Origin of the sequence: Vibrio sp. M60_M70, from assembly GCF_037162085.1 — a bacterium.
Taxonomy (GTDB): domain Bacteria; phylum Pseudomonadota; class Gammaproteobacteria; order Enterobacterales; family Vibrionaceae; genus Vibrio; species Vibrio diabolicus.
The window spans coordinates 3034967-3046990 of record NZ_JARLUL010000001.1 but is presented as its reverse complement, the minus strand read 5'-3'; the positions used below and the strand labels follow the sequence as shown (position 1 = coordinate 3046990).

Genomic DNA, 12024 nt, shown 5'->3' with positions numbered 1-12024 from the left:
AATAATGACTGTACAACGTCAGCTGCATAAGTTTGGTGGCAGTAGCTTAGCAAACCCAGAATGCTATTTACGCGTTGTGGATATTCTTAAGGAGTATTCGACGGAAAATGATCTTGTGGTCGTTTCGGCGGCAGGAAAAACCACTAACCGCTTGATTGAGTTCCTGGAAGGGTTAGACAAAGATGGCCGAATCGCGCATGAAGCACTTCAAAGCCTAAGGCAGTTCCAAACGGAGCTAATAGAAAATTTGTTGGAAAATGAAGTACAAGAAGAACTATTAGCGTTACTGCATGATGAGTTCAGTACCTTATCTGAGCTGACTGCACCACTCACTGGCGCGCAAAAAGCCGCGGTACTAGGACACGGAGAAGTTTGGTCTGCTCGCCTATTGGCCGCGTTATTATCTCAACGTTCTATCCCCGCTGTCGCACAAGATGCACGAGCGTTTTTACGTGCGGAAGCCGGGACTCAACCTGAAGTTGATCGCGCTCGTTCATATCCTTTGATAAAAGAAGTTCTCGCGCAACACAATCATAAACGTGTGGTAATTACTGGCTTTATGGCTCAGAACGAGGCGGGCGAAACCATTTTACTTGGTCGTAATGGCTCTGACTATTCTGCAACTGTCATTGGTGCTCTGGCTGAAGTGAGCACGGTCACCATTTGGAGTGACGTTGCCGGTGTCTATAGTGCCGATCCGCGTTTGGTGGCAGACGCGTGTCTGTTACCGTTACTTCGATTGGATGAAGCCAGCGAGCTCGCCCGTTTAGCCGCCCCAGTCCTACACAGTCGTACACTTCAGCCTGTGGCGCAAAGTACTATGGATCTCAACCTCAAATGTAGCTATCTGCCGGAATCGGGCTCTACTCGTATTGAGCGTGTCTTAGCATCTGGCCGTGGCGCTAAAATTATTACCTCGCTGGATGATGTTTTATTGGTGCAGCTGTCTTTCATGCATGGGCACGACTTCGAAAAAACACAGAATGATGTATTACAAGCGTTGCAGCGAGCGCAATTGGAGCCATTGGCATTTGAGGCACAGCCCGATCAACACACGTTGCGCTTGGCGTATACCGCAGAAATTGCCGGTGGCGCACTGAAACACTTACAAGAGCTTGCGGTTGAAGCGGAGATTAAGCTCAAAGAAGGCTACTCGCTCTTAGCGGCGGTAGGCGCTGGCGTTACGAAAAACGCCAACCATTGTTTTGGTTTTTATCAGAAGTTAAAACACTCTCCGGTTGAATTTATTTCTGAAACTGAGTCGGGGCTGAGTTTAGTCGCCGTTTTGCGTCGTACTGATACCGAAGTGTTGGTTCAAACGATTCATAGCCAGTTGTTCCAAGCGCAAAAGCGCGTGGCGGTGGCTTTATGTGGCAAGGGCAACATTGGTTCTAGTTGGTTAAATTTATTTGCAACTCAAAAAGGTGAGCTCGAAAAACGTCATGGCATGAGCTTCGACCTTGTCGCGGTCGTGGATAGTCAAACCTACTGGTTCGATGAGCAAGGTATTGATGCTGCAAGTGTTGCTGAACGATTTGATGATGAAAGCCTAGCAAACGATGGATCTTGGTTGACTCACTTAGGAGCGCTAAAAAATTACGATGAAGCCGTAGTGCTTGATGTGACAGCGAGTAAAGACTTAGCTCAGCGCTATGTAGAAATTGCGCAGCAGGGCATTCATTTGATTTCTGCTAACAAAGTGGCGGGTTCGGCAGATAGCCAGTATTACCATCAGGTTCAAGATGCATTCGCTAAAATTGGTCGTTATTGGCTGTACAACGCGACGGTTGGTGCGGGGTTACCAATAAACCATACCGTGCGAGATCTACGTGAAAGTGGGGATGAGATCGTTGCTCTATCGGGTATTTTCTCAGGGACGTTATCATGGTTATTCCAACAATTTGACGGCTCAGTACCATTTAATGATTTAGTCGACCTCGCTTGGCAGCAAGGTTTAACAGAGCCTGATCCTCGTTCTGATTTAGATGGTTCAGATGTGATGCGTAAGCTGGTTATCTTGGCTCGAGAGTCTGGTCTCGATATTGAGCCGGGCAGCGTTAAGGTTGAATCTCTGGTACCAGAAGAATTAAGAGAACTTAGCATCGATGACTTCTTCGATAACGGAGGGCTGTTGAGTGAAATACTGCAAGAGCGCCTGACAAAAGCACAGAGAAACGACCAAGTGCTTCGCTACGTTGCTCGTTTAGAAAAAAATGGTAAAGCGACGGTGGGAGTAGAAGCGTTATCTCGTGAACATGCGCTCGCCAACCTACTGCCGTGCGACAACATTTTTGCCATTGAAAGTAAGTGGTACAAAGATAACCCACTCGTTATTCGAGGGCCTGGCGCAGGAAGAGAAGTGACAGCCGGCGCGATTCAATCCGACCTCAACCGATTAGCCGGTTTATTCTAAAGTTGCGAGATACCTAAAACCCTGGAACCCGACCAGGGTTTTTTATTTTTCCTTCAGTGCCATACTGAAGTATCGGCTTGTGATAAGTGGTGAAATAACGTTCAAGTAATAACTTGAACTATCCTCATCATTAACTTGAGAAAAATTCATAATTACAAGGTTGACATTAAATCGTATTCAATACATTCTGTAGACATATAGACGTCTAAACGTCGATTTAAGGAATTTGTTTTCGTGGCGGAGTGCCACAGGGAGAGTAAGATGGGATACACGCACGCAGGCCATATTGACGCCTTGAACCAGAATATTGCTGAGTTGTCAGACAACATCAATGTATCATTTGAGTTTTTTCCACCAAGCAGCGCTAAGATGGAAGAGACACTCTGGAATTCAGTGCACCGTCTTAAAACGCTCCAACCTAAATTTGTTTCTGTTACTTACGGCGCGAACTCTGGCGAGCGTGACAGAACGCACTCCATCATTAAAGAAATCAAAGCAACAACAGGATTGGTTGCCGCTCCTCACCTCACTTGTATTGATGCGACTCGCGAAGAGTTGATTAATATTGCCGATGATTACTGGAATAATGGCATTGAAAATATCGTTGCTCTGCGTGGTGATATTCCTCCTGGTGGCGGTGCGCCTGACATGTATGCCTCGGATCTGGTTGAGTTGCTGAAATCACGTCACGATTTTGATATCTCAGTTGCCGCATTTCCTGAGGTTCACCCTGAAGCTAAAAGTGCGCAGTCTGACTTATTGAACCTAAAACGTAAGGTTGATGCAGGTGCAAACCGTGCAATTACTCAGTTCTTTTTTGATGTTGAGTCTTACCTTCGTTTCCGCGATCGCTGTGTGGCGGCAGGAATTGATGTGGAAATTGTTCCTGGTATTTTGCCAGTGTCGAACTTTAAGCAAGCCTCTCGCTTTGCTGCGCAGAACAATGTGAAAGTACCAGGCTGGATGAGTAAACAGTTCGAAGACTTGGATGATGATCCGGTGACTCGTCAGCTTGTGGGAGCAAGCCAAGCTATTGATATGGTGCGCGTACTTAGTCGTGAAGGCGTTAAGGATTTCCACTTCTACACCCTAAACCGTGCAGAAATGACTTACGCTTTATGTCATACGCTAGGCGTTCGTCCTCGCGCTGCAGTAGGTGCATAAATCGGGTTTCAAAAAGACAAAAGGCTTGCCAAGTGGCAAGCCTTTTTCGTTGTATCAAAGTAAAAGGAAATTAACCAATCACTTCAAGTTCTGTTAGGACTTCTTCAGCCCACGTGATCCACGTTTCACGTAACAGTAGGTTACGACGAAGCGTTAAACGCTCTAGGCGAGCTTGTTTGTCTAAAGTTGACGGCGTTGCGTAGTAAGCCGCTTCAATTTCTTTGTAGTGAGAAACCAGTTTGCGAGACTCTTCAACCAGTTCGGCGAGTTGATCACGGAAAGGTGTTGATGGTTGAACGGCACATGCCATCAATTTCGCTGAAAATTCATCACGAACAGTCGGGTGTGCAGTTGGTTGATCAAACCATTCTCCTAAAGCGCTGCGACCAGCATCTGTGATGGAGTAAACCTTACGGTCTGGTTTGCCTTCTTGGGGTTCTAATACGCAAGTAACCAGCTCTTTCTCGGCCATTTTATTGAGTTCACGGTACACTTGTTGGTGGCTTGCTTTCCAGAAGTAACCGATGCTAGCAGAGAATTCTTTAGTGATATCGTAACCGGTTGCGTCGCGAGTGCTAAGAACAGTTAAGATTACGTGTGGTAATGACATGTCTTCAATCCAAATGGTCAATAAACTTGTAAACAAGCTACTTATACTTTCAGCTGTGCTCTTTCTGGCACTTGAGTTTTTTAATGTATAAGTAGCACCAACAATGTTGGTCCTGTCACCTTAAAGCCGTTTATCACCTAGAGAGATGGGGAGTCCCATCATGGCTGGAGCAGGTATGATTGGATTTATGAGCTCTCAGCAGGCAAGTAGTATATAAATAATAAGCATGAAGTGGAATAGTAGGACAAAATTACCCTAAAAAACTAACATAATAATCAATAGTGTTAACTTGTGGTTTTTTGTTCTTTTTGTGTGGTAATTTTTGGGCTTTTTATAGTTTATTAAACTGCCTTTTGGTTGCGCAATTATCCAGCGCCAAAAAAAGCTGAGCACTTGCTCAGCTTTTTTATTACAAATGAAGCGATTAGCCTGTGTTGCGCATGCCAGCTGCAATACCAGCAATTGTCACCATTAGCGCTTCTTCTAGGTTTGCAGATGCTTCTTCGGTTTGGCGTGTACGGTATAGCAACTCGGCTTGTAGCATGTTCAATGGCTCAACGTAGATGTTGCGCAAGCGAATCGATTCGAGTCCCCAAGGGTCATGCTGCATCAAGTTTTCGTTGTTCTCTACATTCAGTACTGCTTTGATATCTTCTTGAAGCTGAGCGCGCAGCTTTTCACCGAGTGGACGGAGTGATTCATCCACCAATCGCTCATCGTAATAGCGAGAAATATCGATATTACACTTCGAGTACACCATTTCTAACATGCCAAGGCGAGTCGAGAAGAACGGCCATTCACGACACATCTCTTCGAGCAACGCTTGGTGGCCTTTATCGATCGAGTATTGAATCGCTTCACCCGCACCTAACCATGCTGGAAGTACCAAACGATTTTGGCTCCACGAGAAGATCCACGGGATTGCACGTAAGCTTTCCACTCCGCCCTTCGGATTACGTTTTGCAGGACGAGAGCCAAGTGGCAACTTACCGAGCTCGAGCTCTGGTGTCGCTTGACGGAAGTAAGGCACAAAATCAGGCTCGCCGCGAACTACGTTGCGATAAGACTCGCAGCTAACTTCTGATAGCACTTCCATTAAGTCGCGCCATTCTTGTTTTGGCTCTGGCGGTGGCAATAGGTTAGCTTCTAGAATCGCGCTCGCGTAAAGGTTAAAACTGTTTACAGCGACATCTGGAAGGCCCAGTTTAAAGCGGATCATCTCGCCCTGTTCTGTTACGCGCAAACCACCTTTCAAGCTTTTTGGTGGTTGAGACAGAAGTGCTGCGTGTGCTGGCGCGCCGCCGCGGCCTACTGTACCGCCACGACCGTGGAATAGAGTCAGTTCAACACCTTCTTCTTCCGCCACTTTTACTAACGATTCCATCGCATGGTACTGAGCCCAGCCTGCAGACATGACACCCGCATCTTTCGCTGAGTCAGAGTAACCAATCATGACCATTTGGTGGTTTTGGATAAAGCCACGGTATAGGTCGATACCCATCAGCTGTTTGATGACCGATTCTGCATTGTTCAAGTCGTCTAGCGTCTCGAATAACGGGCAAACATCCATACGATATGGGCAGCCAGCTTCTTGCAGAAGTAGGTGGACTGCTAACACATCTGATGCAGTGCGTGCCATAGAAATAACGTAGGCACCGAATGCTTCACGCGGTTGTGCTGCAATAATCTTACAGGTGTCCAAAACCTCTTTGACAGGTTCTGATGGTTCCCAATCACGAGGCAGAAGAGGACGTTTAGATGCGAGTTCGTTGGTTAGGAAAGCAATCTTATCTTGCTCACTCCATTGCTCGTAATCACCAATGCCTAAGTAGCGGGTTAATTCAGACAATACGTCTGAATGACGCGTGCTCTCTTGGCGGATATCAAGGCGAACAAGATGAATACCAAATGCTTTTACGCGGCGCAATGTATCCAGTAGAGAGCCATTTGCGATCACACCCATGCCACATTCATTTAGCGACTGGTAACAGGCATACAGAGGTTCCCAAAGTTGCTCGACTTTTTGCAACGGAGCTTTAACGGCCAGTTTTTGACCATGGATTTTAGCATCGAGAATATCTTTGGTTTCGTTCAATAGTGAGCGAAGTTGTTTCAGGATCGCACGATATGGTTCGTGCTGATCTTCGCCAGCAAGCTCACGAACTTGGTCGTTTGAAACCGTCATAGACAGTTCACTGATCAACTCGTTGATGTCATTGAGATAAAGATCTGCGGCTTTCCAACGAGACAGAAGCAATACTTCACGTGTCACGCTATGAGTGACAAACGGGTTACCGTCGCGGTCGCCCCCCATCCAAGAAGAGAAGTGCACAGGGCGCGCATCAATTGGTAAACCTTCACCCAAGTAAGACTTCAGACGATCATTCATTTCACGTAAGAAGTCTGGCACAGCTTCCCATAGTGAGTTTTCAACGACTGCAAAACCCCATTTTGCTTCATCCAGCGGAGTAGGGCGCTGTTGTCGAATTACGTCTGAATGCCAGCTTTGCGCGATCAGTTGCTCTAAACGACGCTCGGTTTTCTTGCGCTCTTTAGAAGAAAGATCACTCAGTTCCAACTTTGATAAGCACTCGTTGATCTTGACCAACTTGTTGATCATCGTGCGACGCGTGATTTCCGTTGGGTGAGCCGTCAATACCAATTCAATATTCAGATCACGAACCGCTTGCGCAGTGTCCAGTTTGCTCACATCGTTTTGTACCAGTTTAGAAAACAGCGAGTTAATCGCGTCTGGTTCACAAATGTGCTCTTCACAATGGCGTGAAATCGTGTGGTATTGCTCAGCAATATTGGTGAGATTTAGAAATTGGTTAAACGCACGGGTAACGGGCGTTAGCTGCTCATCGGGTAGGTGTTTGATTTCTTCTATCAAGCTTTCCCTGTCTGCTTGATTACCTGCTTGAGCCGATTTGGATAATTTACGAATGGTTTCCACTTTCTCGAAGATTTCTTCGCCATGGGCATCGCGAATGGTGTTACCCAATAAGTGGCCTAACATGCGCACATTACTTTTGAGTGCGGCGTATTTCTCGTTCATTGTCGTCCTGCCTCGTAAAAAAACTACATCCATTGTCCTTGTTAAGACTCCAATCTAGCGAAAAGCACCAGTTATAGTCAAATAAAGCAGACTAAGTTTGCAATTATTCCGCTGTCTCCTGATTTAGAGCAAATTTACGGCAGCTGTAGAATAAGAAGTGAAAATTAATTACAAAATAACAAGTTAAAGAAGTGTTAAGGCTAGCGCTAAATTGTGAAGATAAAAAGATGCAGCTCAATCGAGCTGCACTGACTTTTGAGTTTATTCGCGTATTAACAGCAATACTTGACCATTGCCTTTGAAAGCACATCAATTGTGGGATCGATAAAATCAAATGAGAGAAACTCATCCGGTTGGTGCGCTTGGTCAATTGAACCCGGGCCAAGAACTAAGGTTGGACAGAGCTGTTGTAAGAAGGGCGCCTCAGTACAGTAGTTCACGGTTTCTGAACTGGTTTGGCAGATCTCTTCAACACCACCGATAAATGGGTGGTCATGTTGGCATTCGTAACCCGGAATTGGTTCATGTAACGGAATTATCTCCAAGCGTCCAGGCCACTTTGCTTCGACTTCTTTTAATGCTCCGCGCAGCATATTTTCTAGGCCATCCAGGCTGATCCCTGGTAGTGGGCGAACATCATAGTGCAGCTCACAGCAACCACAAATACGGTTAGCGCTGTCACCGCCGTGAATGTGTCCAAGGTTTAGGGTAGGGCTTGGAATGGCAAAACCCGGATGGTGGTATTCTTTCACCAATTTATCGCGCAGTTGCATCATGGCAAACATCACTTCATGCATGATCTCAATCGCGTTAACGCCTAAGGCAGGATCGGATGAATGGCCTGACTTACCCGTGACCCGAATTGCATTCGCCACATGACCTTTGTGGCCGCGAATAGGAATGAGGCTGGTGGGCTCACCAATAATGCAGTAATCCGGCTTAAAAGGGGCGTTTACGGTGAAATGTCGTGCACCCAACATGGTGGTTTCTTCGTCACAAGTGGCTAATACGTATAGCGGCTTGGTCTGCTTACTCCAGTCGACTTTTTTGACGGCTTCGTAAATAAAGGCAAAAAAGCCTTTCATGTCTGCCGTGCCTAAACCGTAAAAGCGGTTGTCTTTTTCAGTCAGCTTATGTGGATCAAAATTCCATCGCCCTTGATCGAATGGCACGGTATCACTATGGCCAGCAAGTAAAAGGCCGCCTTCACCCTCTCCCATACGTGCGATCATATTGTGCTTGCCTGGCTCGACTTCGATCACTTCAACGCTAAAACCCAGATCTTTAAACCAAGATGCGAGTTTTTCGATGACTTTTGCATTGCCCTGATCCCAGCTCGGATCCGTGGAGCTGATAGAAGAGGTGCTGATGAGTCCTTCATAGACCTCTAGAAAAGTTGGTAATTGCATGGATTCTTCAAATCTCCTGTTGACAGACAGACCACAAAAATGTAAAACACATATTAAATCACATTTAATGAATAAAAAATCAAAATAAAGCAAAAATTAAATATGAATAGTCATTTGAGCCTTTAAGTATATGGATGTCACACAATGCTAAAAACCACGATTATTGGAGCCAGCGGTTACACCGGCGCAGAGTTAGCGTTAATGGTTAATAAACACCCACAACTCACGCTATCAGGTTTATACGTTTCCGCCAACAGTGTTGATGCAGGAAAGAATATTGCGCAGCTGCACGGTAAGTTAGCAGGCATCATTGATATTCCGGTCTCGCCACTAACGGATCCACTGCAAATCGCTCAAGAATCGGATGTGGTGTTTTTAGCAACGGCTCATGAGGTGAGCCACGATCTAGCCCCAACTTTCTTGGAGGCAGGCTGTCAGGTATTCGATTTATCGGGGGCATTCCGCGTCCAAAGTGAAGGTTTTTACAACACCTTTTATGGCTTCGAGCATCAACATAATAACTGGCTAGATAAAGCTGCATACGGCTTAGCAGAGTGGAACCAGGAATCAATTAAAACTGCTCCCTTAGTTGCTGTAGCAGGTTGCTACCCGACTGCTTCGCAGTTAGCCATCAAACCTCTACTCGAAAATGCATTAGTGGATACCAATCAATGGCCTGTCATTAACGCGACCAGCGGTGTGTCCGGAGCTGGGCGTAAAGCTTCTATGGTGAACAGTTTCTGTGAAGTGAGCTTGCAACCTTATGGTGTATTTACTCATCGTCACCAACCAGAAATTGCTCAGCACTTAGGTTGCGATGTGATTTTTACTCCGCACCTAGGCAACTTTAAACGCGGCATTCTTGCCACGATCACCATGAAGCTAGCATCAGGCGTTACAGAGCAACAAGTCGCTCAAGCATTTGAACAAGCTTATCTAGGAAAGCCAGCCGTGCGTTTAAAAGGCGATGGTATTCCACGTATTCAGGATGTCGAAAATACCCCTTTCTGCGATATCGGCTGGAAGGTACAAGGCGAACATATCATTGTGATTTCAGCCATCGACAACCTACTCAAAGGTGCATCAAGTCAAGCGATGCAATGTCTCAATATTCATTATGGTTACCCAGAACTGACAGCGTTGCTGTAGTCGTTGAAAGAGGGAAATGCGATGACGCAAACCAATCAAGCTCCTTTAGTCATTAAGCTAGGCGGTGCAGCTCTATCTTGCACTCAAACCTTAAGCCAACTTTTTGGTGCCATTGCGGCTTACCAAAAATCGGCACAGCGACAAATCGCCATCGTTCATGGCGGTGGCTACCTAGTTGATGAGTTGATGGCAAAGCTTCAGCTTGAAACCGTAAAGAAAAACGGTTTACGCGTAACGCCTTACGATCAAATTCCGGTGATTGCAGGCGCGCTTGCAGGTACCGCAAACAAGCTGCTTCAAGGTCAAGCGATTGCGGACGGTCTTAACGCTGTGGGTCTTAGCCTTGCGGATGGTGGTTTGTGTCTTGTTGAAGAACTTGACACAGAACTCGGCGCGGTAGGTAAAGCATCACCGGGTGATTCAACGCTATTACAAGCGGTACTAAACACAGGCGCACTGCCGATCATCAGTTCAATTGGCTTAACCACAGATGGCCAGATGATGAATGTGAATGCTGACCAAGCCGCAGTCGCGGTGGCAGGTGCTCTCGATGCTGAATTAGTCCTGTTGTCAGATGTGAGTGGCGTACTCGATGGAAAAGGCCATTTGATCAAAACCTTGTCAGAGCAGCAAGCTAACTCGTTGATCGATGGACATGTGATCACAGACGGCATGATCGTCAAAGTTAAAGCTGCTTTGGAGGCGGCCAATGATCTTGGGCGTCCTATCGAAGTCGCCACCTGGCGTTACCCAGAAAAATTAGTACAGCTATTCGCTGGTGAAAGTATTGGAACGCAATTTTTGCCTCAATAAGCATCAGCAAAAGAATTCAATATTAGGAAGTAGTAGTTGGCACTGACCGCCGAGCGCAGCGCCAGTTAAGTTTGGAGAATAAAGATGAGCAAAGTGAACGTAAATAAAGTGGTAGTCGCATACTCAGGCGGTCTAGATACCTCAGTAATTATCCCGTGGCTAAAAGAGAACTACGATTGTGAAGTCGTTGCTTTCGTTGCCGATGTTGGTCAAGGCGCAGAAGAGCTAGAAGGTATTGAAGAGAAAGCAAAAGCCTCAGGTGCTTCTGAGTGTTACATCGCTGATCTGAAAGAAGAGATGGTGGCGGATTACATTTACCCAACGCTAAAAACCGGCGCGTACTACGAAGGTAAGTACCTGCTGGGAACATCAATGGCGCGTCCAATTATTGCTAAAGCACAGGTTGAAGTCGCACGTAAAGTGGGCGCGGACGCATTGTGTCACGGCTGTACAGGTAAAGGTAATGACCAAGTTCGTTTCGAAGGCGCATTCGCAGCACTAGCACCAGATCTACAAGTGATTGCCCCTTGGCGTGAATGGGACCTAGTGAGCCGTGAAGAATGTTTAGATTACCTAGCTGAGCGTAACATTCCTTGTTCAGCGTCTCTTACTAAGATCTACTCACGTGATGCAAATGCATGGCACATTTCCACTGAAGGTGGCGTCCTAGAAGATACGTGGAACGCACCAAACGAAGATTGCTGGGTATGGACTGTAGACCCAGAGCAAGCACCAAACGAAGCGGAATACGTCACGCTGAAAGTAGAAAAAGGTGAGGTGGTCGAAGTTGATGGTGAAGCGATGACACCATACAACGCGTTGGTTTATCTAAACGAAAAAGGTGCGAAGCACGGTGTTGGTCGTATCGATATCGTTGAAAACCGTCTAGTAGGAATGAAATCTCGTGGCTGCTACGAAACACCGGGAGGCACCATCATGATGGAAGCGCTGCGTGCCGTTGAACAGCTCGTGCTAGACAAGTCATCATTCGAATTCCGTGAAGAGCTGGGTCTAAAAGCGTCTCACCTTGTGTACGATGGCCGTTGGTTTACGCCGCTATGTAAGTCGATCCTTGCCGCTTCAGAAGAGCTAGCGCAAGACGTGAATGGTGAAGTGGTTGTTAAGCTCTACAAAGGCCAAGCCACGGTAACGCAAAAACGTTCTGACAACAGCTTGTACTCAGAAGAGTTCGCGACTTTTGGTGAAGATGAGGTTTACGACCAAAGCCATGCGGGTGGTTTCATCCGTCTTTACTCGCTATCAAGCCGTATCCGTGCGTTGAACAGCCAGAAGAAATAATCTCTCCACATCTCGGATTGAGTAAAGACCTGCTATTGGATAGCAGGTCTTTTTTGTTGGCTTACGTCTATGAGCACAAAGATGCAAACACATTCCGTTTGAATATATA

The 12024-nt window shown here is 46.4% G+C and carries 8 protein-coding genes; 5 read left to right on the top strand and 3 right to left on the bottom strand.

The window, feature by feature from the left end:
• The first annotated feature begins 4 nt into the window (after positions 1-4).
• Both P4S59_RS14180 and metF read left to right on the top strand, forming a co-directional pair.
• A complete protein-coding gene (locus P4S59_RS14180; RefSeq protein WP_104969869.1) occupies positions 5-2413 on the top strand; it encodes a bifunctional aspartate kinase/homoserine dehydrogenase II in 2409 nt (802 codons plus the stop codon).
• 261 nt (positions 2414-2674) lie between these two features.
• Positions 2675-3577 carry a methylenetetrahydrofolate reductase gene (gene metF, locus P4S59_RS14175; protein ID WP_337168561.1) on the top strand — a complete coding sequence of 301 codons (903 nt, stop codon included), beginning with the start codon at positions 2675-2677 and terminating at the stop codon, positions 3575-3577.
• Between the two features lie 70 nt (positions 3578-3647).
• On the opposite strand, the gene P4S59_RS14170 is transcribed toward metF, so the two are convergent.
• The 3 genes from P4S59_RS14170 to argE all read right to left on the bottom strand — a co-directional run bounded on the left by P4S59_RS14170 (position 3648) and on the right by argE (position 8654).
• Positions 3648-4187 carry a PadR family transcriptional regulator gene (locus P4S59_RS14170; protein ID WP_005395734.1) on the bottom strand — a complete coding sequence of 180 codons (540 nt, stop codon included), beginning with the start codon at positions 4185-4187 and terminating at the stop codon, positions 3648-3650.
• A 424-nt stretch (positions 4188-4611) separates the two neighbouring features.
• Entirely contained in the window at positions 4612-7245 is a 2634-nt protein-coding gene (gene ppc / locus P4S59_RS14165; RefSeq protein ID WP_053807712.1) for a phosphoenolpyruvate carboxylase, read from the bottom strand.
• Positions 7246-7517: 272 nt separating this feature from the next.
• Positions 7518-8654, bottom strand: a complete 1137-nt coding sequence (gene argE / locus P4S59_RS14160; protein WP_053807711.1) for an acetylornithine deacetylase — start codon at positions 8652-8654, stop codon at positions 7518-7520.
• A gap of 144 nt (positions 8655-8798) precedes the next feature.
• Here argE and argC point away from each other — a divergent pair, with 144 nt between their 5' ends.
• From argC to P4S59_RS14145, 3 genes are all read left to right on the top strand, one after another.
• Positions 8799-9803: an N-acetyl-gamma-glutamyl-phosphate reductase gene (argC, locus tag P4S59_RS14155; RefSeq protein WP_237312723.1), complete on the top strand. Its 1005-nt coding sequence runs from the start codon at positions 8799-8801 to the stop codon at positions 9801-9803.
• Between the two features lie 21 nt (positions 9804-9824).
• Positions 9825-10616, top strand: a complete 792-nt coding sequence (gene argB, locus P4S59_RS14150) for an acetylglutamate kinase (protein WP_337168560.1) — start codon at positions 9825-9827, stop codon at positions 10614-10616.
• An 84-nt stretch (positions 10617-10700) separates the two neighbouring features.
• Positions 10701-11915, top strand: coding sequence for an argininosuccinate synthase (locus P4S59_RS14145; protein ID WP_065645889.1), 1215 nt, complete (start codon positions 10701-10703; stop codon positions 11913-11915).
• The last annotated feature ends 109 nt before the right edge of the window (positions 11916-12024 follow it).